A 24,992-nucleotide genomic window follows, 5' to 3' on the forward strand; every position below is an offset into this window, starting at 1 on the left:
ACAGTCTTACGGCAGAACATTAGCAGACTTATCAAGGATACAGAAACGCAGTGCCCCTGTGGGCAGCAGGCCATGACACAACGTTTATGTAGTGGTTATGGACTCAGAATCTGTATCTCCCGGTTCCAGCGATTCATAAAAGCGGCCCGCCGCATCGGGTCGACAAAAGCCAGCAGGCCAGCGTTGATGGGAATGGGGTAAAGGCTATCGCCAACCTGGTCACGTAGCCGCTGGGCCGTATAGGGGCCGGTGACGTCCGGCAACACACTGAATAAGGGGGTACTCCCGGCGAGGATCTTCTGGCCCTCGAAACTGAGCAGGAAATTCATGAATACCCTGGCTGCCGCCGGGTGGGGTGCGTCTCTGTGGATGAATGCCATGCGCATCATCACCAGGGCATAGTCCTGGGGTATCTGCACGATAAGGTCTGGATGGTTTCGGGCCCAATGCATGGCGTACGAACCCAGCAGGTTGTACCCCACCCAATAAGTGCCATCTGTGAGGCCATTGAGCATAGCCTGAGTACTGTTTTCGAGGCTGACATCTGCTGCACCCATAGCGGCGACCAGATCCCAGAACCGGGGTGAGTAGCGCGCATCCTGCTGGAACAGCGTATAGCCGATGCCGCTCCCCGAAGGGGAATAGGTGGTCACACGCCCACGCAGTAACTCCCTGTGGCTCCTCAGGATGGCATTCAAGGTGGCGTGGGTGGTGGGTGGCATCATGTGTTTTGCCAGGTTGAGCCGGTACACAGTAACTATCGGCTCGAAGGTAAAACCGAAAACCTCGTCGCGCCATTTCGCCCACTCCGGCCACTTCTGGGCGACGCCACTGTTCAATGGCTGTGCCAGCCCCTCGTTGACCCGTGCCATTTGCCAGGGCATGGCCGAGCTAATAACCACGTCTGGAGCAGGTCTCTCGTCGCGAACAATTCGATCGACCTCCAGAGTGGATTTGTCGTGGTAGGTCAGGTCTATTTCCGGATAGACGCGCTCAAAAGCATCAAGCAGGGGAGCCACCACCTGCCGGTCAAGAGCGGCCTCGACATTCAAAGGCATTCCCGATTGCGCCATCAACGTGGCGGGCGTCACGCACGCCAGGATGAGCATTGCTGCAACCCATATCTTCATTTCAGGCACAGTCTCCCGAGACAGGAAATCGAACGCATACCTCCAGGCCCTCTCCAGGATTGCTTTCAATGCTGAGAGTGGCATGGTGGCGACGCACAATTGAGTCCACGATAGACAGGCCAAGACCCGAGCCTTCTGTGTCCTGTCGTCCTCCGCGCTCAAAAGGCTGGTGCAGGCGGTCCAGCAGATCACCACTTACGCCAGGCCCATTGTCCTTTATTGTCATTGTTGCTGTGTCCTGTGTCAGCTCCAGCCCCAGCGTGATTTCGCTCCCCGGCGGAGTGTAACGCAGGGCGTTGTCGATCAGGTTGCCAATCATCTCCCGCAATGACCAGGCCTCGCCCCGAATGGAAACGGGTCTGTCAGGCATTGGCCCAAGGCCCAGATCGTGATGCCGCGCGTCGCTGCGTTCCGCCCATTCCATCACGGTCTCGCGCATCAGGTTCGACAGATCAATCCGGGTTGGGATGCCGCCTTCATCGTGGCGGAGGCGGGCGAGGCTGAGTAGCTGTGTTGCCAGACGGCTGGTTCTTGAGGTGCTGTCATGCACCGTTTGCAAAGCACGTCGCCAGTCTTCCGGGCGACTGCTCCTCAGCGCCAGTTCGCTGGTACTCTGTAAACCGGCAAGCGGTGTCTTGAGCTGATGGCTGGCGTCGGCGGTAAAGCGCAATAGGGCGTCGCGCCCCTCACGCTGCCGCTCAAAAAGCGAGTTCAAGGTCTCCGCCATGTCGTAGAGTTCCCCGGGCACCTTGGCATTTAACGGGCTGACATCGTCGGCATCGCGTTGGCGAATAAGCTGCCGTAAGCGGCGTACCGGGCCGAGGGCAGTTCGAATCGCAAAAAACATCAAAAGCCCCGTCAGCATAACCATGGCAAGGAAACGGGTCACCGCTCGAATGAACAGGTCCCTTGCCAGGGCATCACGACCCGAGAGGGTATGACCGACCCAGATCTGCACCGGCTCCACGGATTCCCAACCAGCAGACTTCAGTTCACGCCCGTAAAGCCTGATGGGTGCGCCAAGGTACTGAACGAACTTCCACACGGGGTGGCCTTCGGCTTCCTCGCGAAACGAATCGGTCACGAAACCGTCGAGATTGCCCGTCACTTCACCGCCCCCTGCGTCGAGGATGCTATAGAACACTCGCTCCTGCTGATCGGTGGCGAGAATCTGCAAGGCCGCGGGCGGTATCTCGACGATAGGGCGCCCGTCCTGCCACTGAATTGACTCGGTGATGGTAAGGCTCGCAGCTTCAAGCTGACTGTCAAAAGCACGATTGGCTGCACGCTGGGCGCTGGTGTAGGCCTCGACAAGCAGAAACGTACCAAGCACGCCAACGGCAGCCAAGAGCCAACCCCCCAGGCGTTTTTTCAGCGTTCCGTCGACGACGATCACGCGACATCATCCTCCAGCCGGTAGCCCAGGCCTCGCAGCGTGCGGATGCGAACCCCCGTTCCCGACAGACGCTTGCGCAGGCGGCTTATATACAGGTCAAGTGCGTTGGGGCCGACCTCTCCGAAACCGAACAGTCGATCAATCAGTTGCTCCCTGGGAACAATGCGTCCGGCGTGGAGCAAAAGACCCTCCATTAACCCCAGTTCCCGGGGGGGGAGGTCCAGGCGTTCATCGTGCAATGTCACCTCCCCAGAGGCAGGGTCGAAGCATAGTGGTCCGAATCGAAGTTGATTGTCGGTGCGCCGCTGGCTTCGCCGGAGTAGGGCGCGCACCCGGGCTTGAAGTTCCGCAATCGAAAACGGCTTGGTCAGATAGTCGTCAGCGCCGAGGTCCAGCCCCTGAACGCGCTCAGCCACGCCATCCCGGGCGGTCAGGATCATAACAGGTGTGACGTCACCTTTTTTTCTGAGTTCTGACAGCAATGAAAGGCCACTGCCATCTGGTAAGCCCAGGTCCAGCACCAACAGATCGAAATGGCCGACCGCCATAGCCGACCTTGCCTCTCTCAGGTTGGAGAACACCTCCACCGTGTTGCCCAGCGGGGTAAGCCCTTTGATGAGGGAGTCGGCTATCAACGGGTCGTCTTCGACGATAAGCAGGCGCATGAATTCGGTATCTCATAAGGGAGTGACAATCATAGATCACTGACAGGTTGATGACAGGTTGGGTCCATACAATGGTTCACGTCGTCACTATGGCGGTGAACCGCACAGACGTTTCCTGACGCCTCTGCGGAAAACAAATACAAATACAACAGGAGTCCTCAATGAGATTCAACTCTGTATTTCTTCGATCGTCTGTATCGCTTGTTCTTGGCGCTGCGCTCATGGTCGGTACAGCGCAGGCTCAAGCCGAAACAACCGAGTGTATTGCTCCGGCAAAACCTGGCGGTGGTTATGATCTGACCTGTCGCCTGGCAGCGAATGGCCTCCAGAAAACCGGAATGATCGACAAACCAATGATGGTCAGTTACATGCCGGGTGGTATCGGCGCCGTCGCTTATAACCACGTTAACGGCGTGAGACCTGACGACCCCAACCTGATCGTTGCAGCCAGCACCGGCGCCGCCGTTAACCTCGCACTGGGCAAGTTCGGTGAGTACGACGCCGATGAGGTGCGGTGGCTTGGCGCTCTGGGTGCCGACTATGGTGCCATCGTGGTCAAGACTGATGCTCCGTGGGACAACCTGGGTGCCCTGATGAAAGATCTGAAGACGCAGCCGGGAGAAATCGTGTTTGGCGCCGGTGGCACTGTCGGTAGCCAGGACTGGATGAAGGCGGCATTGACAGCCAAGGCCGCAGGCATATCTCCCAGGGATCTTCGCTACGTCGCATTCGAAGGCGGTGGTGAGTCACTGGCGGCTCTGCTGGGCGAGCATATCGATGTTTACACAGGTGACCTTTCTGAACTGCGCTCGCACCTTGAGAGCGGCACGGTTCGTGTTCTTGCCGCGCTTTCTGAGGAACGGTTGGAGGGACCTTACGAGGACATCCCCACGGCGGCAGAACAGGGCTACGACGTACAGTGGCCAATCTGGCGTGGTTACTACATGGGCCCGGAAGTCAGCGATGAGGCTTACCAGCAGTGGGTGAGTAAACTTGAGGACCTGGCCAAAAATGAGACCTTCGCGGAACTGCGTGAGGCCCGTGGACTATTCCCCATGTCCCGTTTCGGCGATGACTTTGACGCTTACGTCAAGGATCAGGTCGCCGAGTTCAAGGGGCTCGCAAAAGAAGTAGGACTGATAAAATGAGAATTGCCGCCGACCGTATTCTGGGAATAGCCTTGATCGGTTTGGCGGCACTCGCCGCCTTCCAGGCTTACCAGCTTCAGCCAACATTCAATTACGAGCCCGTCGGACCAAGAGCCTTTCCGATCCTGCTTTCATTCATTCTGACGGGCCTATCTCTGGTGTTGGTAATCCGCCCCGGAGCAAACGGGGAATGGCCGGAGAAGCGAGTCGTCCTCAAGTTGGCTTGCGTGCTGGCTGTTCTGCTTGTCTATGCACTCTTGTTCACCCGTCTGGGCTTTCTGATCACGACATTCTTTGCCGTGTTCTCACTGTCACGCCTGTTTGACGCTACGTGGCTTAAAGCGTTGACGGCGGGCGTTCTGATGGCCCTGGGAAGCTATTACCTGTTCACGCTGGGCCTTGGAATTTCATTGCCAGGCGGCCGCTGGTTGCCCATTTAAATTGAGGAGCCTGACATGTTCGACTTTCTGATCCAGGGCTTTGAAGTGGCTCTGACCCCCATGAATCTGGGGCTGGCTTTCATGGGCGCCTTGCTCGGGACCCTGTTCGGAGCCTTGCCGGGAATCGGCCCGATCAACGGTATTGCCATTCTGATGCCGCTTGCCTACACGCTGGGCCTGCCGGCGGAATCCGCACTTATTCTGTTGGCGGGCGTTTATACCGGCTCCGAGTACGGTGGACGCATGTCGAGCATCCTGCTCAATGTGCCTGGCGATGCCGGTGCGGTGATGACAACCCTTGATGGTCACCCGCTGGCCAAAAAAGGACTCGCAGGACCGGCACTGGGTCTGTCTGCCGTCAGCTCGTTCGTTGGAGCGACGATCGCGATTATTGGCCTCACGCTTTTTGCGCCAATGCTTGCGAAAGTGGCGGTGATGTTTGGCCCGGCTGAATTCTTTGCCCTGATGGTATTTGCCTTCGCATCCATGGCCGTGATGATGGGTAAGGATCCGATCAAGACCGGTATCGGCGCGGTACTGGGGGTACTGATCGCCATGGTTGGCGTGGATTCCGGTACCGGTGTCCTGCGTTACACCTTTGGTATGGCAGAGCTATACGACGGCGTTGATTTTGTGGTGATGATCATTGGTCTGTTTGCGATCAGCGAAATTCTGCTGATGCTTGAACATGCCCACCATAAGGACTCCAGCGACAAGATGCCTCCTATTGGCCGGGTGATGGTCAGCCTCAAGGAGGTTCTCCACTGTAAGTGGGCCATGCTGCGCAGCGGTGTCATTGGTTTTATTGTCGGTGTTCTACCCGGTACGGGTGCGTCTGTTGCGAGTGCTGTTGCTTACACCACTGAGAAGCGCCTGTCCGACAAGGACAATACCTTCGGGACTGGCAACATGCGTGGTCTGGCAGCGCCAGAGGCGGGAAATAATGCCGCCGCTGCGGGTTCGTTTGTACCAATGTTGACACTGGGTATTCCAGGCTCTGGCACCACCGCAGTCCTGCTCGGTGCGTTGATGCTTTATAACATCACGCCCGGGCCTATGATGTTCTCAGAGCGCCCGGAAGTGGCTGGTGGCCTGATTGCGTCGTTGTATATCGGGAATATTATGTTGCTGCTTCTGAACCTGCCCTTGGCTGGCGTGTTCGCCAAGGTGCTTACGATTCCCCGCTGGACCCTGGTTCCAGGTATCGCAATCCTCGCATTTGTGGGCGTTTATCAGTTGCACTCCAATCTGATGGCGATCTACATGATGTTGGTAATAGGCCTCTTCGGTTACGCGCTGCGTAAGCTGGGATTCTCGCTGGCGCCGGTCATTCTGGGCTACGTGTTGGGCGGTCTTATGGAGGACAATCTGCGCCGTGCATTATCTATCAGCGGCGGTGATCCTGGCATCCTCTTGCAATCGGGTATCTCAGTCGGTTTGTGGATTGCGGCGGTCCTTCTTTTGGTATTGCCATGGCTGGTACCAAAGGTGTTGCCTCGCAAGGCTTTGGTTGACGCCTGAACCATGATTAGACTGACGTGATTGATGCGTTGACGGTACGTTTCAAAGCGGGCTGGAGACTGGTGCCAACGACTTTTGTTGGCGCCAGTGGCGGCGGTCTTGCTTATGCCGCTGACATGCCCCTGCCCTGGTTATTGGGCGCGATGCTCGTGACTGCGGTGCTTAGCCTGATGAACGTTCGGCTGTCACCACCGAGGGCATCGCGCAAAGTGGTATTGGCTGTAATCGGCGTGATGCTGGGGTCGGCCTTTACGCCGAATGTGGCCGGCAACCTCGGCGATTGGGGAGCCAGCCTGGTCATTATGCTCGTGGGAACCCTGTTTATGACCGGGGTTTCGGTGTGGCTGAGTTATCGCGTCGCGGGTAACTCATTAGCGACCGCCATTTATTCCGGAATGCCCGGCGGAATCTCCACGGTTACGCTTATGGCAGCAGATTCCGACGCGGATTTGCGCATCGTGGGCCTGACCCATGCAGTTCGAATCCTGGTTTTACTGCTCGTTATTCCACTGATATTGAACACCATCGGCCACGTCAATCTGGAGCCAGGCACGACTACTTTGGCTCAATGGTTGTTCATGCCATCAATCGGCGAATCTGTGATTTTGGTCGGTGCAGGTGTTGGGGGCGCGTGGCTGGGACTTTGCTTGCGCCTGCCCAATCCGCTTCTGTTCGGACCCGTACTCGTATCCGCTGCGCTTCACATGACCGGAGTTTCTGAAGCCGCGATCCCGCCGATGATAGCCGCCATGGCCCAAATTGTTATTGGTGTATCGATTGGTGTTCGATTTTTGGGAACGACTTTGGCGGCGATGAGGCTCAACCTGGTAGTTTCTGTGTTCCAGGCATTCATATTGATCCTGATTGCTGCAGTGGCGGCTTGGCTGGGCCACGTCGTAACCGGTTATTCACCAGCTGCAACATTGCTTGCCTATGTGCCGGGCGGGGCGCCCGAACTCAGTCTGGTGGCGCTGTCACTGGGCATTGAACCGGCCTTTGTGACTTCCCACCACCTGCTGCGGATCAGTGTATTGATTCTTGCTATGCCATTGCTCTTTGCGTGTATAAGAAAAAGAAATTGAGGTAGTGCCGTTGCCCATGGGCTGATGAGCACCACTGCCTTTATGCCGAGCAAGGGCTGGCTATTGCAGACATGAGATTAGTGGGAACCAAGCGAGCTAAGGAATTCAGAAGGAAAACAAAGCGGGAAAATGGTCGGCGTGGCAGGATTCGAACCTGCGACCCCTTCGTCCCGAACGAAGTGCGCTACCAAGCTGCGCCACACGCCGATCAACGGCCGGTATTATACGGATTCGCCTTGGTTTTACCAGCCCCCGGCGGATAAAAGGGCATCCGTAAATTTGCTGAGATCGTCGTAGATGGTGACATTGGCGCCGGGTATGGGCCTGGCGTCCAGGTGGCGCTCGGTGTCCTGGCCGTTGCCGGTTCTTACCAGTATGGCCCGGCACCCTCCCGTGTGCGCCGCTTCCAGGTCTTTGCGGCTGTCGCCGACCATGATGGCGCCGCCAAGGCTGGCCAGGTGAAAATGCTGGCGGATCTGGTCCAGCAGCCCCGTCAGTGGTTTGCGGCAGCGGCAGTGGTCGTCGGGATGGTGGGGGCAGTAGGCGATGAAGTCGATGCAGCCGCCCTGGGCTTCCACAAGGTGCTCCAGCTTGTCGTGCATGGCATCAAGATCATCGCTGCTGAAGTAGCTGCGGGCGATGCCGGACTGGTTGGTGGCGATGGCGATGCGGTGGCCGGCGTTACAGAGCCGTGCCACCGCTTCGACGCTGCCGGGAATCGGGTGCCACTCATCCGCTGAGCAGATGTAGTTGCCATCGTATTCGTTGATGACCCCATCCCGGTCCAGGATGATCAGCACTGTCAGCCCGCGGTGGGCAACAACGAGATATCCGCAACGCGCAGGAACAGGTTGCGCAGTCGGTTCAGCAGTGCCAGGCGGTTGTTCCGGATGGCCTCGTCATCGGCCATCACCATCACTTCATCAAAGAAGCGATCTACCGGCTCCCTCAGGCTTGCAAGAGAGCTTAGCGCGCTGGCGTAATCGCCGCTCTCGAACAGTGGCAGCACCTTGTCCGCCTGCTGGTCGATCTGTTCGGCGAGGGCTTTTTCGGCGCTGTCCTGCAGCAGGCTGGCGTCAACGGATTCACCGGTGCTGTCGCCACCCTGTTTGGTCAGGATGTTGGAGACCCGTTTGTTGGCACCGGCCAGGGCCTGCGCCTCGGGCAGTTGGCGGAAGGCTTCCACCGCCTTCACCCGGCGGTCGAAGTCCAGCGGGCGGGTGGGCCGGCGGGCATGCACGGCCAGGTAAACCTCGGCACCGATGCCCTGTTCGTCATAGTGGGCCCGGAAGCGCTCGAGCATGTAGTCCACCACGGTGGTGGCGGTATTCTGCTCGGTCAGCACCGTGAAGTTCTCCTCCGCCCACTCGCAGCAGGTCTGCAGGTCGAGCGGCAGTTCACGCTCGATGATGATGCGCAGCACCCCGAGGGAGGCCCGACGCAGGCCGAACGGATCGCGGGTACCGGACGGCGGCTGGTTAATGCCGAACAGACCGACCAGGGAATCCAGGCGATCGGCGATGGCAATGGCGCAGCCGGTCAGGGTGGTGGGCAGATCGTCGCCGGCAAAACGGGGCATGTACTGCTCGTTCAGGGCCCTGGCCACGTCTTCCGGTTCGCCGTCGTTGGCGGCGTAGTACTGGCCCATGATGCCCTGAAGATCAGTGAACTCCAGCACCATTTCGGTGACCAGATCGGTCTTGGCCAGCATCGCAGCGCGTTCGGCCAGAGCCGGGTCACTGCCGATGGCCTCAGCAATTTTCTTCGCCAGGGCGGCAACGCGCACGGACTTGTCGTAAAGGCTGCCCAGTTTTTCCTGGAACACGATGGGCTTGAGGGCGTCGATGCGGTCCTCGAGTCTGGTCTTCCGGTCGGTCTCGTAGAAGAACGCAGCATCGGACAGGCGGGGCCGGATCACCTTTTCGTTACCGGAGATCACCTGGGCCGGATCCTTGCTCTGGATGTTGGCGACGGTGATGAACAGGGGCAGCATTGCACCGTCAGCGGCGACCACATGGAAGTACTTCTGGTGCTCCTTCATGGAGGAAATCAGTGCTTCCGCCGGCACTTTCAGGAAGCGTTCCTCGAAACGGCCCATCAGGGGCACCGGCCATTCGTTCAGGGCGGTCACTTCGTCCAGCAGGTCTTCATCGATCACGGCCTTGCCACCGGCTTCCTTCTCGGCCAGTTCGGCCACGCCGGCGCGGATCTGTTCCCGGCGCTCGGCGAAATCGGCAATGACATAGCCCTCCTGTTTGAGGACCACTTCGTAATCGCCCGGCGTGGGCACGATCAGGGATTTCGGGCAATGGAAGCGGTGGCCGCGGGTCTTGTTGCCGGGTGTCAGGCCCATGATCGGGGTATCAATCACCTTGTTGCCGAACAGCATGACAACCCAGTGCACCGGGCGGACAAATTCGGTGCGGTGGGCGCCCCAGCGCATACGCTTGGGGATCGGCAGGCCGGCCAGGGACTGTTCCACCAGCTCCGGCATCAGTTCCACGGTGGGTTTGCCCTGCTCTACGGTGCGGTATACCACCCAGGCACCTTTATCGGTTTCCAGGGTGTCGAGCTGGTCTGGCGTAACGCCGAGCGAGGTCGCGAAGCCGGTCAGCGCCCGGGTCGGGTTGCCGGCGTCATCAAAGGCGGCCTTGACCGCCGGGCCGCGTTTTTCCACCGATTTGTCCGGCTGGGCGTCGGCCAGGTTCCGGATGCGCACTGCCAGGCGGCGCGGAGCCGCGAAGGCCTCAACCTTGCCGAATGCGATACCGGCCTCTTCCAGGCCCCGGGAAATGCCCTGGGTGAAGGCGTCAGACAGTGGCTTGAGGGCCTTGGGGGGCAGTTCTTCGGTGCCCAGTTCGACCAGAAAATCCTGTGTTGCCATGATTATGCGTTCCCCTGTTCCTGCGGTGCCTTCTTCGCTTTCTTGCCGTTCTTGCTCTTGGCCTTGTCATCGGCGGCTTCGGCAGCGGCCAGAACTTCCTTGCGCAGCGCCTCGGGCGCCAATGGGAATTTCAGTGCCCGGCGGCTGTCGAAGTAGGCCTGGGCAACGGCCCGGGCAAGGGTGCGTACCCGCAGGATAAAGCGCTGACGCTCGGTGACCGAGATGGCGTGGCGGGCGTCCAGCAGGTTGAAGGTATGGGAGGCTTTCAGAACCTGTTCATAGGCCGGCAGCGGCAGGCCGACTTCGATCAGGCGGGCACTTTCCCGCTCGTGAACGTCGAAGCTGTGAAACAGGAACTCGGTATCGGCGTGTTCGAAGTTGTAGGTGGACATCTCCACTTCCTGCTGGTGGAACACGTCACCGTAGGTGACCACGCCGTCCGGGCCGTTGGTCCACACCAGGTCGTAGACGCTGTCCACACCCTGCAGGTACATGGCAATACGCTCAAGGCCGTAGGTTAGCTCGCCGGTGACGGGGAAGCATTCCAGGCCGCCCACCTGCTGGAAGTAGGTGAACTGGGTGACTTCCATGCCGTTCAGCCAGATTTCCCAGCCCAGGCCCCAGGCGCCAAGGGTGGGTGATTCCCAGTTGTCTTCCACGAACCGGATGTCGTGCACCAGCGGGTCCAGGCCCAGGGCCTTCAGGGAATCCAGGTACAGCTCCTGGATGTTGTCTGGCGATGGCTTGAGCACTACCTGGAACTGGTAGTAATGCTGCAGACGGTTGGGGTTCTCACCGTAACGGCCGTCTGTAGGACGGCGGCTGGGCTGAACATAGGCGGCGTTCCAGGTTTCCGGCCCGATGGCCCGCAGAAAGGTGGCCGGATGAAAGGTGCCGGCGCCCACTTCCATATCCAGTGGCTGGAGGACCACGCAGCCATGCTGGGCCCAGAAGTTCTGCAGAGCCAGGATCAGGCCCTGGAAGGTCCCGATGTCCGGAGTTGTCTGTTGTGTTGCCTTGTCTGTCACGACGGTTGCCTGCTGATCAGTCTGTGTGTGGCGCCCCGGTTATCCTTCGGGGCACTCCGAAAAAAGGCGCATTATACGCGCGCTGGCTGTGTATTTCTAAATCAGAAGAAGGTGAGCCCGACCTGGAACAGTTTTTCCACTTCCCGTATCCGGGTTTTGTCCACCATGAACAGGATCACGTGGTCATCCGGCTGAACGCGGATGTGGTCGTGGGCGATGAGCACTTCGTTGCGGCGCACGATGGCGCCGATGGTGGTGCCTGCCGGCAGGGTGATTTCATCCAGCCGCTTGCCGACCACTTTCGAAGACCGGTGATCGCCATGGGCAATGGCCTCGATGGCCTCGGCAGCGCCCCGGCGCAGTGAGTGAACGTTTACCACGTCGCCCCGGCGTACGTGGGTGAGCAGGCTGCCGATGGTGGTTTGCTGGGGGGAGATGGCGACGTCGATATCGCCGCCCTGGATGAGGTCGACGTAGTCCGGGTTGTTGATCAGGGTGAGTACCTTTCGGGCCCCGAGGCGCTTGGCCAGCAGCGAGGCCATGATGTTGGCCTCGTCATCGTTGGTCACGGCGCAGAACACATCGGTGTTCTCGATGTTTTCTTCCAACAGGATGTCCTTGTTGGCCGCATTGCCTTCCAGTATCACGGTCTTGCGCAGCTTTTCCGACAGCATCACGCAGCGGTCGTGGTTGCGCTCCAGCAGCTTCACCTGGTACCGGCTTTCCAGCGTGCTGGCCAGCCGCTGGCCGATGTTACCGCCACCACAGATAAAGATGCGCTTGTAGGGCTTCACCAGAGGCTGAAGCTCGCTCATCACTGATTTGATATGGTCGCCGGCGGCGATAAAGAACACTTCGTCGCCATCTTCGATGACCGTCTTACCCTCGGGCATGATGGCCCGGTCCTTGCGGAATATGGCCGCCACCCGGGTGTCAATCTTGGGCATGTGGGTGCGCAGGTAGGACAGCTCGTGGCCGACCAGCGGACCACCCTTGGTGGCGCGCAGGGCGACCAGCTGGGTCAGCCCCTTGGAGAACTCCAGCACCTGCAGCGCTCCGGGATTTTCGATCAGGCGGGTAATGTGCTTGGTCACCAGGTGCTCCGGACTGATCAGCACATCAATGGGAAAGCCCCGGAGGCTGTCCAGGTCTTTTTTCTGGTCGCGCTGGTAAAACAGCTCGGCTTTTGACAGGTAGGCATTGGCCCGCACCCGGCAGATGGTGGTGGGTGTCTTGTACAGCAGCTTGGCAACCTGGCAAGCCACCATGTTGGTCTCGTCACTGTTGGTGACCGCGATCACCATGTCGGCATCTTCGGCGCCGGCCTGCCGAAGCGCCGTCGGATACGAGGCTTCGCCCTGCACGGTCCGGATGTCGAGCCGGTCCTGCAGCTCGCGCAAACGGGCACCGTCGCTGTCGATGATGGTGATGTCGTTGGCTTCGTTGGCGAGGTTTTCCGCGAGGGTGCCGCCCACCTGGCCGGCACCGAGAATCAGGATTTTCATGGTTCGGGTTTCTCCAGCACGGCGTAGAAAAAGCCGTCATGGCTGAACGGATCCGGGAGCAGTTGCCGCCCGGCACCCATATCACGCCCCCATTGAGCCTTTGGTTCAACAAGGATGGCATCGGCTTGCTGTTTGCAAAACCGCTGAATTATACGGTGGTTTTCCTGCGGGAACACCGAGCAGGTGGCATACACCAGCCGGCCACCGGGCTTCAGGATAGCCCATAGGGCGTCGAGAAGCCCAAGCTGGATCGCTGCCAGCGGGACTATGTCGGATTCCCGACGCAGCAGTTTGATGTCCGGATGGCGGCGGATCACGCCGCTGGCGCTGCAGGGTACATCCAGCAGAATGCGATCGAAGGCCTGCCTGTCCCACCATTGGTCGGTATCCGCTGCATCGGCTTGTGCCAGGGTGGCGTGCAGATCCAACCGGTCGAGGTTTTCCTGCACCCGGGGCAGCCGGTCGGCGGATTCATCAATCGCCACGACCTCTTCCAGCCCGGCACAGCTCTCCAGGATTGCACAGGTCTTGCCCCCGGGCGCGGCACAGGCGTCGAGTACCCGCTGGCCAGGCGCCAGGTCCAGCAGAGTGGTGCAAAGCTGCGCTGCTTCGTCCTGCACGCTGACCGCGCCATCAGCGAACCAGGGCAGCCGGTCAACCGGTACCGGCCTGGCCAGTTGAATGCCGTGGGGGGCGAAACGGGTCGGGCTGGCCTCGATGCCGGCATCCGCCAGCAGGCCAAGGTACTCATCGCGGCCGAACCGCAGGGCGTTGACCCGCAGGGTCATGGGCGCCTGGGCATTGTTGGCCTCGAGAATCCGTTGCCAGTCGTCCGGCCAGTTGTGGCGGAGCTTTTCCACCATCCACCCGGGATGGCTGAAACGGCCAGAGTCATCGGCGGGTTCCGGTGCACCCTCGCGCTCGGCCGCCCGCAGCACACCATTAACCAGGCCGGTGAGGTGGGGTTTGTCGAGGGCCCGGCAGGCTTCCACGGTTTCGTTCAGTACGGCGTAGCTGGCCTGCTGGCTGAAACGCAACTGAAAGAGGGCCACCAGCATCAGGTGGTGGACAATGCGGTCCGGCTTGCGAAGCGGTTTTTTCAACCGGCCATTGAGCTCGCCATCCAGCCGGTGGAACCAGCGGCAGGTGCCGTAACACAGGGCCTGGAGTTCCGGGCGCTCGTTCGGTGGCAGGCGGTTCAGGGCCGGTGGCAGGCACTGGGACAGGGACTGGCCGTTCTCCACTGCCAGCATGACGCCAGCGGCGATGGCACGCATGGGCTGCTGTTGGTCGCCCATCTCAGCGTAGCTCCTGGCCGGGCATGAGCAATGCCTTGCCGCCGTTGATCAGGTCGTTCACGCTCTGGGCCCGGGAGCCCGGCAGTTGAAGCCGGGTGATGCGCAGGCTCCCCGTTCCGCAGGCAATGTCGATACCGTCCCGCTCCCGCCGGAGTACCGTGCCTGCCGGCTTGTTGCCGGTGTCATTCAGGGCGGTTGCTTCGTGGATCCGGATGCGCTGGTCGCCCAGGTCGGTGTAGGTGCCGGGCCAGGGGTTGAAGGCACGGATCAGTCGCTCAATGGCCACAACCTCAGTAGTCCAGTCGATGTGCCCCTCGTCCTTGCTCAGTTTGCGGGCATAACAGGCGAGATCGTCGTTCTGGGGCTCGCTGCTGAGCTCGCCTTTTTCCAGCAGTTCGAGGGCCTTGACGATCGCCTGGCCACCCAGCTCTGCCAGACGGTCGTGCAGGCTTCCGCCCGTGTCCCCCGGGTTAATGGCAGTCAGGGATTTCAGCAGCATGGCGCCGGTATCCAGGCCTTCGTCCATCTGCATGATGGTGATGCCGGTGTCCGCGTCGCCGGCGGCAATGGCTCGCTGGATGGGCGCCGCGCCACGCCAGCGGGGCAACAGGGAGGCGTGGATGTTGAGGCAGCCGTGGGTCGGGATTTCCAGCACGGGCTTCGGCAGGATCAGGCCATAAGCGGCCACCACCATGACGTCCGGGCGCAGGTCGGCCAGCTGCTGCCGGGCCTCCGGGGTTTTCAGGGTCTCGGGCTGGAAGACCGGAATTCCATGGTCAATAGCCACCTGCTTGACCGGGCTGGGCTGCAGCTTGCGGCCGCGGCCTGCGGGCCGGTCCGGCTGGGAATAAACACCAACGATAGTGTGTTTGGCCGCAATCAGGGCCCTGAGAGCGGTCGCCGCGAAATCCGGGGTGCCGGCAAAGACAAGTCGCACGGTGTGTTGATCTCTGTTCCGTTGAATACGAAAAGACCGGGTCATGACCCGGTCCGGAATAGCGCCTGATTCTGTTAGCCACCTGCCGGCGGATCAGGCGCTTTTCTTGTGGAGTTTCTCCAGCTTCTTGCGAATGCGGGTACGCTTCAGGGAGCTGAGGTAGTCCACGAACAGCTTGCCGTTGAGATGGTCAATCTCGTGCTGGATGCAAACCGCCAGCAGGCCCCGGGCTTCCAGCTCGAACGGTTTCCCGTCACGGTCCACAGCCCGGATCTTGCAGTGCTCGATCCGCTCAACGTCTTCGTAGAAGCCGGGCACCGACAGGCAGCCTTCCTGCATGGCTTCCCTCTCACCATCCAGCACCTCCACCTGCGGGTTGATGAACACCCGCGGCTCGCTCTTGTCCTCGGACAGATCCATAACGATGATCTGCTTGTGAACATTGACCTGGGTAGCCGCGAGGCCAATGCCGGGCGCATCGTACATGGTCTCGAACATGTCGTCGATCAGCTTGCGGTCGGCGTCTGTGACCTCGTCCACCGGTTTGGCGATGGTGCGCAGACGCGGATCCGGGTATTCGAGAATCTCTAGAATCATATGCTCGTACTTTTGGCCTGTATGACGGGACGCCAGACCATCGGCCCGCGTCTCTATTAATGTAACCTGTGCGCTCTTTGTAACAGTGTGAAACCGATCTCCGAAATGCGACAGCGTACTGCGCAAATTTCCGCCCTGACTCTACTATGATCGGGGCGGGGCCGCAGGTTTCAACGGCTCCCGGAGTCTCCGGCGCTATCAGGGTTATTATCCAACAATTCGGCGATTGAGTACAAACTGATCAGTCAATAGTTAAAAACTTTCACCGGCGGGATAGAATTTACTGGAAGAACAAAAGATAACATCACAATTTGCGAGACTTCTTCTATAGTAACTGGAATAACAACGTAATAAGCTGCAGACAACTGACTGCATCCCAACAGAATGCAAAGAATCAAGGCACGCGATCAAGGACTTACACGATGAGGAAACTGCTGTACGCTCTGGCAGCATCTACGCTGCTTTTAACCTCCTGGGCCCATGCTGCACCGGAGCTGCGGACCGATCACCCCGAGCGTTACACCGTGGTGAAAGGTGACACCCTCTGGGACATTTCGGGCCGTTTTCTGAGTAACCCGTGGTACTGGCCGGAAATCTGGCATGTGAATCCGCAGGTTGCCAATCCTCACCTGATTTACCCCGGCGATGAGCTCGCCCTGGTTTACATTGATGGCAAGCCCCGCATTACCAAGGTGGCGACCGGCAATAACGTGGTCCGATTGTCTCCGAAGGTTCGTTCTGTGCCGATTGAAACACCGATTCCGGCCATTCCTCTGGATGCCATCGGCAGTTTCCTGACGGACACCCGCATCGTCAGCCCGGAAGACCTCAACCGTGCGCCTTACGTGCTGGAGGGTGAGGACGGCCGGATTATTACCGGCGCCGGTGATCAGGTCTACGCCCGTGGTGAAAAGCCGGCCAACAAGGTTGGCATTTTCCGGCGTGGCCAGGAATTCCACGATCCGAAAACCGGCGAGTTTCTTGGCCTGGAAGCGCGGAGTATTGGTGCGGGTAATGTGATTGCAGAAAATCGCGATGTGCTGACGGTCAATCTGACCAACACCAACCAGGAAGTGCGAATCGGTGATCGGTTGATGACGAACGTGAACCGTCCCCTTGCCACCAGCTTCGTGCCCAGCGCTCCGGACCAGAAGATAGAGGGCGAGATGATTGCGGTGGAAGGCGGTGTCAGCCAGATCGGCCAGTTTGATGTGGTTGCCATTAACCGGGGCACCCGTGAAGGCATTGAATCGGGCAACGTGCTGGCCGTGCTCCAGAGCGGCAATCTGGTTCGCGACCCGATGACCGGTGAAACCATCGAGCTGCCCTCCGAGCGAGCCGGCCTGTTGATGGTTTTCCAGGCCTACGAGAAAATGAGTTACGGCCTGGTTCTGGAAGCAACCCAGGCACTGGAAGTGGGTGACAAGGTAACCAACCCCTGATTGACCGAATACCCTGTGGTATTGAATAGCCGGGCCAGGAAGGCCCGGCTTGCTATGTTTTCAAGGATGATGCCGTGTTTTCCACTCCTTCAGCCCAGTGGCTGTTCCTGACTCGTCTACCAAAATTCGGCCCGGTCCGGCGCCGTGAATTACTGGCGGATATTCCCGACCTGACCCACCTGCTCACCCTGAATAGCGCTACCCTGCGGGCACTTGGCCTGGCAGCAGACAGCCTTGCGGCCATCCAGGCCTGGCAGCAGCGGGATGAATCACATCCGATGGTGGGTGAAGTCTGGAGCATTCTTAATAATTGCCGGCGCCATGGCATCGGCATTCTCACCTGGCAGGATGTGAATTACCCGGAGCAGCTCAGGCACATTCACGATGCCCCGGTGGTGCTCTATACCCTGGGTGATACCGGCCTTCTTGGCCGCGACCAGCTTGCTATCATTGGCAGCCGCAAGGCTACCCGGGCCGGGCTGGATCATGCCCGACGGTTTGCCGCCGAACTCAGTGCCCGGCAGTTGCTGGTCACCAGTGGCCTGGCGCTGGGTGTCGACGGTGCCGCGCACGCCGGCGCGCTGGATGCCGGTTTTCCGACCACCGCGGTGATTGGCTGTGGCCTGGACCGGATCTATCCCAACCAGCATCGCCGACTGGGCGAGCGGGTAATTGCCGAGGGGCTGATGCTTTCCGAATACCCGCCCGGTACCCCGGCCAGGGCAGCCCACTTTCCCCAGCGTAACCGGATTATCAGTGGCCTGAGCCGTGGCGTTCTGGTGGTGGAGGCGGGCCTGCGCAGTGGCTCCCTGATTACCGCGCGGATGGCCCTGGAGCAGGGGCGCGAGGTGTTTGCCATTCCCGGTTCGGTGCACAGCCCGGTCGCCCGGGGTTGTCACCAACTGATCAAGCAGGGGGCCCGGCTGGTAGAAACGGTGGACGATATTCTGGAAGAACTGGGGGCCTGGTGGTCGCCGCCGCTTACTGAAACCGCCAGCGCCCCAGAATCACCGGCCACGACCAATCCCCAGCCGGCAGTGGCCGGTCTGGACCGCCGGGAAATCGCGGTATTTGAGGCTTTAGGGTATGATCCTCAATCAACCGATGCACTGAGCTCAGCCACCGGTCTTCCTGCCGATCAGCTTATGCAGTCCCTGTTGCTCCTGGAGTTGCAGGGCCTGGTGAGTTCGGCCCCGGGAGGGTTCCAGAAAATCGCCTGAGCGCCGGTGTGGTCATCCACCCTGATTGATTCTGACAAGAGCAGTATGGCCGCTTCCCACCCTCTCTCTGACTGGCAATTGCATTGTGCCCGGCGCACCGTATTCCATGGCGGCGTGATCGCCTATCCGACCGAAGCGGTCTGGGGCCTGGGCTGTGACCCCTGGGACCCGCAGGCGGTCGAGCGCATCCTGGAACTGAAGCATCGCCCTGTGGAGAAGGGTGTGATCCTGGTGGCCTCCTCGGTGGACCAGATCCGTTTCCTGCTGGACCCCCTGCCGCGATCACTCCAGGCGGAGGCCGAACGGCACTGGCCCGGGCCGGTGACCTGCCTGTTGCCGGATGTCGAACAGCAGGTGCCGGAATGGGTGCGCGGGCAGCATCACTCCATCGCGGTTCGGGTCAGTGATCACCCGGTCGTACGGGCCCTGTGCGAAACCACTGGAATGCCGCTGGTGTCCACCTCGTGCAATCCGGCCGGCCGGCAGCCGGCCCGGACGATCTGGCAGGTCCGGCGCTATTTCGGTAACCAGCTCGACTGGATTGTCCCCGGCTCGCTCGGTGGCAATCGCAAACCCAGCCGGATTATTGATATTGTCAGCGGCAAGCAGCTTCGTTAGGAGAATTCATGCCACAGCAACCCGATAGCCAAGCCGTCAAACACTACCTGCTGGGGCTGCAGGAACGCATTTGCAGCCGCCTGGAAGCGGTTGATGGCGGCGCAGCCTTTATACAGGATGCCTGGGATCGCCCGGAAGGCGGTGGTGGGGTCAGCCGCGTGATCACCGAAGGCCGGGTGTTCGAGAAAGGCGGTGTCAACTTCTCCCATGTCATGGGCGACACCATGCCAGCCTCCGCCACCGCCCACCGGCCCCACCTGGCCGGCGCACCCTGGGAGGCCATGGGCGTGTCCCTGGTGATCCACCCGAACAACCCCTACGTGCCCACCTCCCATGCCAACGTGCGGTTCTTTATTGCCCGGCCGCAGAACAGCGAGCCGGTGTACTGGTTTGGTGGTGGTTACGACCTCACGCCCTACTATGGTTTCGAGGAAGACTGCGTGCATTGGCACAGGACTGCCCGGGCCGCCTGCGAGCCGTTTGGCGAGGGTACCTACCAGCGCTTCAGGCACTGGTGCGACGATTATTTCTATCTCAAACACCGGGACGAGCCCAGGGGCGTCGGCGGGCTGTTCTTTGACGACCACAACACCGGAGATTTCGGGCAGGATTTCGGCCTGATGCAAGCCGTGGGTGACAGCTATATCGAAGCCTATGAACCCATTGTCCGGCGTCGGATGGATCTCCCCTACGGTGACCGTGAGCGGGATTTCCAGCTTTATCGCCGGGGCCGTTACGTGGAGTTCAACCTGGTGTACGACCGGGGCACCCTGTTTGGCCTGCAATCCGGCGGCCGTACCGAATCCATCCTGATGTCGCTGCCACCCCTGGTGCGCTGGGACTACAACCGGACCGCAGAGCCCGGATCAGACGAGGCCCGGCTCACCGAATTCTTCCTCACCGGCCGGGACTGGCTGGAGGGCAACCATGACTAATGATCTGTACGCCGTTGTTGGCAACCCCATCAGCCACAGCAAGTCACCGCGCATCCACAGCCTGTTTGCCAGCCAGACCGGCGAAACCCTGGAGTACACCGCCATCCAGGCGCCGCTGGACGATTTTCCGGGCACGGTGAGGCAATTCTTCGAGCGCGGCGGCAAGGGCCTGAATGTGACGGTGCCGTTCAAGGAGCAAGCGTGGACGCTGGCACAGCGCCGGACCGACCGGGCGCAAAAGGCCGGCGCGGCCAACACGCTCTACCTGGATGCCGACGGTGGGCTTGTCGCCGATAACACCGATGGTTGCGGTATTGTCCGGGATCTTGTCAGCAATCACGGTGTGCGCCTCGAAGGCGCCCGTATCCTGGTGCTGGGTGCCGGAGGCGCGGTGCGTGGGGTGCTCGGCCCGATTCTGGCAGAGCGGCCGGGCCTGCTGACCATCGCCAACCGGACCGTCGCCCGGGCGGACGCCCTGGTTGCGCTGTTCGCGCCGGTTGCCGGTCAAACCCGCCTGTCGGCCTGCGGTTTCGAGCAGCCCGGCGAGCCTTTTGATCTGATTATCAACGGCACCAGCGCCAGTCTGCAGGGCGATCTGCCGCCGCTGTCACCGGGGGTTATCGGTGCACGCACGGTGGTCTACGACATGATGTATTCTCTGCAGACCACCACCTTCAATCAGTGGGCACTCGAACATGGCGCACAAACCGTTTACGACGGTCTTGGTATGCTGGTGGAGCAGGCCGCGGAATCGTTCCGTATCTGGCGAGGCGTCAGCCCTGCCACAGGGCCTGTGATCGAGGAACTGCGTAACGACTGAGCCGCAGGCCCGGGATTGGGCTATGCTCAGAGTCAACATTCCGTAAGGATTTTCGATGGATATTCTTACCCTCGTAGGGCTTGTGGCCGGGGTCCTGATTGTCATTCTGGCCATGCTGGCCAACGCTTCCCTGCTGACATTCCTGAATCTTCCGGGCCTGGCGATCGTGCTCGGCGGCACCTTTGCCGTCACCCTGATCAAGTTCCGCATGGCGTCGGTGATGAGCGCTTTCCGGATGGCCATGTCGGCGGCATTCACCGATCGCATGGCCCGGCCGGCGGAGCTGATCCGGGAAGTGGGCACGCTGGCCATGGTGGTGCGCAAGGAAGGCACCCTGGGGCTGGAGAATCACCAGACCGACAACGAGTTTCTGCAAAAGGCCATCAATCTCTGTGTCGACGGCCATCCGCCGGAGCTGGTCGAGGAAGCCCTGGCCCAGGAAACCCAGCAGACGGCCGAACGCTACGAAGTGGCCGAGCGGGTCTTCCGGGGCATCGGCGAATCGGCGCCGGCCCTCGGCATGCTGGGTACCCTGGTGGGCCTGGTGCAGATGCTCAACACCCTGGACGATCCGGGCTCCATTGGCCCGGCCATGGCCGTTGCCCTGCTGACGACGCTGTACGGCGCCTTCATTGCCCAGATGATCGCCCTGCCCCTGGCCGACAAGCTCCAGTTGAAGGCGGAGGACGAGGCGCGCAACCAGGTGCTGATCATTACCTCGATCAAGAACATCATGCGCGGTGAAAATCCGCGGGTCATGACTGAATTGCTGTCCTCGTTTGTCACCCCGGAGCAACGCACTGGCCTGGCGCCGGAGCGGGAGGCCTGAGGGTTGGAGCTGGTCCGCAAGAAAAACAGGAAGACTCTGCAGACCCAGACACCGGCGTGGCTGGTCACCTTTGCCGATCTGGCGACCCTGTTGCTGACCTTTTTTATCCTGCTGCTGTCGTTTTCTGAAATGGATGTCGAGAAATACCGGGCCATGGCCAATTCCATGTCGGTGGCTCTGGGCTCGGATAAGGTCATTGCCCAGGGCGTGGGCGGCTCGCCGCTGACCATGATCGAATCGGACTCGGTGTCCTTGCCGGCGCCCACCGAGTCCCAGGCCCGGGTGCCGGAGTTCATTGACGAGCGCTCAGACAGTGACGCCACCACCAGGGTCCCCGGCGGGGTGATTGATCTGGCCAGCCGGATGATCCGGGAGCTGGAGTCGGAAGTGGCCTCCGAGGCCCTGAGTGTCAATTACGACAAGCACAAGGTGGTCATCCGGTTCTCGGAGGCGGCCACCTTCCGCTCCGGCGAGGCGGCCATCAAGGCGGAAATGATCCCGATCATTGATCGGGTGGTAAAGGTACTGTCGTCGTGTACCGGCGATGTCCTGGTGTCCGGTTACACCGATGACCGGCCCATTTCCAGTGACCGTTACCGCTCGAACTGGGATCTTTCCGCGGCGCGTGCGGTGTCGGTGGTGCATGAGCTGGTGTTGAACCGAAAGATTCCGGCCGAGCGGGTGGTGGCAGCCGGCCGCGCCGAGACCAATCCGCTGGTTCCCAATGACTCTCCGGAAAACCGGGCCCTGAACCGCCGGGTGGAAATCGCCATTCGTGAACCCGAATGCAGCGAGGACGTTTCCACGGGCGAACGGCCGGTCGAAATCCGGCCCTGAGCCTTATACCTGCGGCGCAGCTTCTCATTCGCAATCCATATAACTGGCGGGCATTCAGGGCATTATACTGTGCGCCCGATCATTAACTGGCATAACGGAACAAGAGAGCGATCATGAGTGGACCAGACAAGCCCAAAGTCATTGGCGAAGAGTGGAGCGATGAGCGGGTCAGGAGTTTTCTGGACCTCCAGCCCTGGGATGCCTCGGAAAATGCTGACTACCACGCTTTGCTGAAGGCCTACCAGGCCATGCGGGCGGAGGATTTTGAGCGCTTTATCGGGTTTTTCGTGGCTGCGGGCCGGGACCTGAACGCCACCGGCGGGGAAGGTGAGACCATCCTCGAGCGGATCTCGCGGCATCGCCGGAGCGTGGATTACGCAACCATCCTGGAAAACGCCGGCGCGAAAAAAACAGCCGCAGCCGGGAACTGATCCCGGTGCGGCCGCCTGATGTCGGCGCGGTTTACTGCACGTCGACTTCGATGGCCTTGGGTTCTTTCGGTTCGGCCTTCTGCAGGGTGAGGGTCAGCATGCCGTCCTTGAAACTGGCCTTCACGCTGTTTTCGTCGACGTTTTCCGGCAGGGTGAACCGGCGCAGGAAACTGCCATAGAAGCGCTCAATCCGATGATGCTTCTTGTCCCCGTTGTCTTCCTCGCTCTTGCGCTCACCCTGAATGCTCAGAACACCTTCGTGTACGGTGACTTTCACGTCTTCCCGAGACATGCCCGGTAACTCGGCCTCGATGGTGAAGGCCTCCGGGGTTTCCTTGATATCAACGGCCGGGGCCCAGTCGCTGCGGCTGAACAGATCCTTGCCCTCGCGCTCGCCACCCGGGCGGGTCAGGCCAAACATTCGGTTATAGCGGTTCATCAGGTCTTCGAATTCATTGACCGGATTCCAGCGGGTTATGTTACTCATAAGGGGCTCCTCCTTTTCATCGGAACGAATCTGAATAAGTGAACATCAGCTTCGATCGCGGAACAGCTCCATGCCGGTGGCGCCAGCCGGATGGTTATCCGTGACCCTCTGCTAACTCTGAATGTAGGTGCAGCCCGGCGGTTTTCAAGGGTGGGTTGGCGGTAATTTGACCAGTATCAAAACCGGGTCAGAATTCACCAAACTGCCGGTGCAAAAAGGGGCGCAGCTCGCTCATGGTGGCGCCGGCCGTGTCCAGGTCGGGGCGGGTGCCAGGGCGAAATCCCGGCAACGCTCCGGACAGGAAGGGCTCGACCAGCGCCGGGTCGCCGCTGATCACATGCACAATCACATCCCGGCTGGCGTTTTCGCCGGTAATCAGCGGTGCTGGCTGATGATCACCGAGAACAATCATCAGGGTGTCTTCGGCCAGATTGCGGGCAGCGAATTCCCCGGCCACTTCCAGCGCATAGGCAATCGCCTGTGCGTAGTGATCACGCACCCGGTCCGGATCGCGCCAGAGCGAGACCGGTGCCTCGCCGGCACCTTGCCAGCGCCGGAACACCTCGCCGTTGCCGATGGTGCTCCAGTCACCGAGCACGGGCAGTACCGGAACCCAGGGAGCGTGGCTGCTGATCAGCGCCAGCTCGGCGAACAGCGGCTCCTGATGCGTTTCGCGGATGCTCTGGAACTGGTGCCAGGTGTACTGGTCGGGCATGGTGACCCAGTTGAACGACGGGCCCTGGTAACCCAGGTCGTCATGGTCGTAAATCCGGTCATAACCCAATAACCGCCCCTCGGGCCATGCCAGGGTAATGGCGGGCATGATCGCCACTGTCTTGTGGCCGGTTCGACGGAAATCATCAATCAGCGTGGCGTAGTCGCTGCTCAGGAGGGTTTCGTAGGCGAGCTGATTATGCACCCACTGACCGCTGATTGCCGTCAGGCGGCCAAGCCAGGATTGCCCACCCTGGATGGGCGACTGCAGGCGCCCGGTGGCCACAGTCAATCCGGCGGCGGCCAGCTCCCGGGCCACGGTGTCCAGCACCGGACCGACAATCGCCCGATAGCGTTCGCTGGCAACCGAAGAAATGCCGTAGGACTCGATAAAGCCAAGAATCACATCCGTGCCGGCCAGCCGTGGCAAGGGCGTTGGTTGACTCGCCGCACTCGATTCCATTCGGAGCTGTTTCGCAAAGGCTTCAGTGGTCTGGTGGGTATGGGCGATCAGGGAGGCCTGATTGGCGACAAATACCAGCGTCGGGCTGCCAATCCAGGGCGTGACCATGCCGGCAGCCAGCAACCCGGCAACCAGCCAGAGCGGTTTGGCCAGTTGTCGCGGTGCGTGCTTTGCCGATTGCTCCAGCAGGAAACGAATCAGCCATATAATACCGGCCAGCAGACCAACCAGCAGGCAAAGCGCCAGGCCTGCGAGCGGGATGCCGAGGTTGGTGCTCAGCAGATTCCAGCCTGCATCCAGCAGCCGTACTTCGAGATACAGATTCAACCCACGCCCCAGGCTTTCCCGAACCAGGCTATCGACCAGTAGCAGAAGCGCCAGGAATCCATAGACAACGGCTATGGCGAGGGTAAGACGGCGCCGCTGGCGTGGCTCCTCCAGCCCGCACAGGGTCGCCCAGAGAACCAGGGCTTCCAGAGAAATCCAGGGGCTGGCCCCCGGCAGAGCCAGCGACGGGATCAGGAACAGGGCGTTAACAAGGAGAAACCAGAGCAGCATGGCCAGG

Annotated in this window: 24 protein-coding genes and 1 tRNA gene; 12 read left to right on the forward strand and 13 right to left on the reverse strand. The window is 60.5% G+C overall.

The features are described from left to right. Window positions 1-95: 95 nt before the first annotated feature. The 3 genes from msub_RS16125 to msub_RS16135 are packed head-to-tail and all read right to left on the reverse strand — an operon-like array spanning window position 96 to window position 3,191. Entirely contained in the window at window positions 96-1,130 is a 1,035-nt protein-coding gene (locus msub_RS16125; protein WP_048497979.1) for an ABC transporter substrate-binding protein, read from the reverse strand. Window position 1,131: 1 nt separating this feature from the next. After that, complete coding sequence (locus msub_RS16130; RefSeq protein ID WP_048497188.1) at window positions 1,132-2,526, reverse strand: sensor histidine kinase; 1,395 nt, start codon at window positions 2,524-2,526, stop codon at window positions 1,132-1,134. Further along, entirely contained in the window at window positions 2,523-3,191 is a 669-nt protein-coding gene (locus msub_RS16135; RefSeq protein ID WP_048497189.1) for a response regulator, read from the reverse strand. Before msub_RS16135 ends, msub_RS16130 begins: the two co-directional genes overlap by 4 nt. Before the next feature lie 161 nt (window positions 3,192-3,352). Between msub_RS16135 and msub_RS16140 the strand changes: the two genes are divergently transcribed. Genes msub_RS16140 through msub_RS16155 form a run of 4 tightly spaced genes read left to right on the forward strand, consistent with a single transcriptional unit; the run spans window position 3,353 to window position 7,382 of the window. Further along, a complete protein-coding gene (locus tag msub_RS16140) occupies window positions 3,353-4,339 on the forward strand; it encodes a Bug family tripartite tricarboxylate transporter substrate binding protein (protein ID WP_048497190.1) in 987 nt (328 codons plus the stop codon). After that, window positions 4,336-4,779, forward strand: a complete 444-nt coding sequence (locus msub_RS16145) for a tripartite tricarboxylate transporter TctB family protein (protein ID WP_048497191.1) — start codon at window positions 4,336-4,338, stop codon at window positions 4,777-4,779. The genes msub_RS16140 and msub_RS16145 overlap by 4 nt, the downstream gene beginning before the upstream one ends. 60 nt (window positions 4,780-4,839) lie before the next feature. Beyond that, window positions 4,840-6,300, forward strand: a complete 1,461-nt coding sequence (locus tag msub_RS16150) for a tripartite tricarboxylate transporter permease (RefSeq protein WP_227506826.1) — start codon at window positions 4,840-4,842, stop codon at window positions 6,298-6,300. 17 nt (window positions 6,301-6,317) lie between these two features. Next, window positions 6,318-7,382: an AbrB family transcriptional regulator gene (locus msub_RS16155; RefSeq protein WP_048497193.1), complete on the forward strand. Its 1,065-nt coding sequence runs from the start codon at window positions 6,318-6,320 to the stop codon at window positions 7,380-7,382. 130 nt (window positions 7,383-7,512) lie between these two features. On the opposite strand, the gene msub_RS16160 is transcribed toward msub_RS16155, so the two are convergent. The 8 genes from msub_RS16160 to def form a co-directional block, all read right to left on the reverse strand. Further along, window positions 7,513-7,589, reverse strand: a tRNA-Pro gene (locus tag msub_RS16160). A 35-nt stretch (window positions 7,590-7,624) separates the two neighbouring features. Beyond that, on the reverse strand, window positions 7,625-8,182 hold the full coding sequence (gene gmhB / locus msub_RS16165; RefSeq protein ID WP_048497194.1) for a D-glycero-beta-D-manno-heptose 1,7-bisphosphate 7-phosphatase: 558 nt from the start codon (window positions 8,180-8,182) through the stop codon (window positions 7,625-7,627). A gap of 2 nt (window positions 8,183-8,184) precedes the next feature. Further along, window positions 8,185-10,266: a glycine--tRNA ligase subunit beta gene (glyS, locus tag msub_RS16170; RefSeq protein ID WP_048497195.1), complete on the reverse strand. Its 2,082-nt coding sequence runs from the start codon at window positions 10,264-10,266 to the stop codon at window positions 8,185-8,187. A gap of 2 nt (window positions 10,267-10,268) precedes the next feature. Further along, window positions 10,269-11,294: a glycine--tRNA ligase subunit alpha gene (gene glyQ / locus msub_RS16175; RefSeq protein WP_048497196.1), complete on the reverse strand. Its 1,026-nt coding sequence runs from the start codon at window positions 11,292-11,294 to the stop codon at window positions 10,269-10,271. A gap of 101 nt (window positions 11,295-11,395) precedes the next feature. Next, complete coding sequence (gene trkA / locus msub_RS16180; protein WP_048497197.1) at window positions 11,396-12,799, reverse strand: Trk system potassium transporter TrkA; 1,404 nt, start codon at window positions 12,797-12,799, stop codon at window positions 11,396-11,398. Further along, window positions 12,796-14,097 (reverse strand): 16S rRNA (cytosine(967)-C(5))-methyltransferase RsmB, encoded by a 1,302-nt coding sequence (gene rsmB, locus msub_RS16185; RefSeq protein ID WP_048497198.1) that lies wholly within the window; start codon window positions 14,095-14,097, stop codon window positions 12,796-12,798. Before rsmB ends, trkA begins: the two co-directional genes overlap by 4 nt. Before the next feature lies 1 nt (window position 14,098). Continuing rightward, window positions 14,099-15,034, reverse strand: coding sequence for a methionyl-tRNA formyltransferase (fmt, locus tag msub_RS16190; protein WP_048497980.1), 936 nt, complete (start codon window positions 15,032-15,034; stop codon window positions 14,099-14,101). Between the two features lie 93 nt (window positions 15,035-15,127). After that, a complete protein-coding gene (gene def / locus msub_RS16195; RefSeq protein WP_048497199.1) occupies window positions 15,128-15,631 on the reverse strand; it encodes a peptide deformylase in 504 nt (167 codons plus the stop codon). 422 nt (window positions 15,632-16,053) lie between these two features. Between def and msub_RS16200 the strand changes: the two genes are divergently transcribed. The 8 genes from msub_RS16200 to msub_RS16235 all read left to right on the forward strand — a co-directional run bounded on the left by msub_RS16200 (window position 16,054) and on the right by msub_RS16235 (window position 22,763). Further along, entirely contained in the window at window positions 16,054-17,073 is a 1,020-nt protein-coding gene (locus tag msub_RS16200) for a LysM peptidoglycan-binding domain-containing protein (RefSeq protein ID WP_048497200.1), read from the forward strand. Between the two features lie 74 nt (window positions 17,074-17,147). Next, window positions 17,148-18,293 (forward strand): DNA-processing protein DprA, encoded by a 1,146-nt coding sequence (dprA, locus tag msub_RS16205; RefSeq protein ID WP_048497201.1) that lies wholly within the window; start codon window positions 17,148-17,150, stop codon window positions 18,291-18,293. A 45-nt stretch (window positions 18,294-18,338) separates the two neighbouring features. Continuing rightward, on the forward strand, window positions 18,339-18,911 hold the full coding sequence (locus msub_RS16210) for an L-threonylcarbamoyladenylate synthase (protein WP_048497981.1): 573 nt from the start codon (window positions 18,339-18,341) through the stop codon (window positions 18,909-18,911). Window positions 18,912-18,919: 8 nt separating this feature from the next. Next, window positions 18,920-19,846 carry an oxygen-dependent coproporphyrinogen oxidase gene (hemF, locus tag msub_RS16215; RefSeq protein WP_048497202.1) on the forward strand — a complete coding sequence of 309 codons (927 nt, stop codon included), beginning with the start codon at window positions 18,920-18,922 and terminating at the stop codon, window positions 19,844-19,846. Continuing rightward, window positions 19,839-20,666 carry a shikimate dehydrogenase gene (gene aroE, locus msub_RS16220; protein WP_048497203.1) on the forward strand — a complete coding sequence of 276 codons (828 nt, stop codon included), beginning with the start codon at window positions 19,839-19,841 and terminating at the stop codon, window positions 20,664-20,666. The genes hemF and aroE overlap by 8 nt, the downstream gene beginning before the upstream one ends. Window positions 20,667-20,721: 55 nt before the next feature. After that, on the forward strand, window positions 20,722-21,495 hold the full coding sequence (locus tag msub_RS16225; protein ID WP_048497204.1) for a MotA/TolQ/ExbB proton channel family protein: 774 nt from the start codon (window positions 20,722-20,724) through the stop codon (window positions 21,493-21,495). A gap of 3 nt (window positions 21,496-21,498) precedes the next feature. Then, window positions 21,499-22,332, forward strand: a complete 834-nt coding sequence (locus tag msub_RS16230) for a flagellar motor protein MotB (RefSeq protein WP_048497205.1) — start codon at window positions 21,499-21,501, stop codon at window positions 22,330-22,332. 113 nt (window positions 22,333-22,445) lie between these two features. Continuing rightward, complete coding sequence (locus tag msub_RS16235) at window positions 22,446-22,763, forward strand: PA4642 family protein (RefSeq protein WP_048497206.1); 318 nt, start codon at window positions 22,446-22,448, stop codon at window positions 22,761-22,763. 31 nt (window positions 22,764-22,794) lie between these two features. Here the strand turns inward: msub_RS16235 and msub_RS16240 are convergent, their stop codons facing one another. Both msub_RS16240 and msub_RS16245 read right to left on the reverse strand, forming a co-directional pair. Beyond that, window positions 22,795-23,250, reverse strand: a complete 456-nt coding sequence (locus msub_RS16240) for an Hsp20/alpha crystallin family protein (RefSeq protein WP_048497207.1) — start codon at window positions 23,248-23,250, stop codon at window positions 22,795-22,797. 187 nt (window positions 23,251-23,437) lie between these two features. Then, the gene (locus msub_RS16245) at window positions 23,438-24,985 is read right to left on the reverse strand and encodes a sulfatase-like hydrolase/transferase (RefSeq protein ID WP_048497208.1); all 1,548 of its coding nucleotides are present in this window, start codon (window positions 24,983-24,985) and stop codon (window positions 23,438-23,440) included. Window positions 24,986-24,992: the final 7 nt, after the last annotated feature.

It is taken from the genome of Marinobacter subterrani (genome assembly GCF_001045555.1).
Classification (GTDB): Bacteria; Pseudomonadota; Gammaproteobacteria; order Pseudomonadales; family Oleiphilaceae; genus Marinobacter; species Marinobacter subterrani.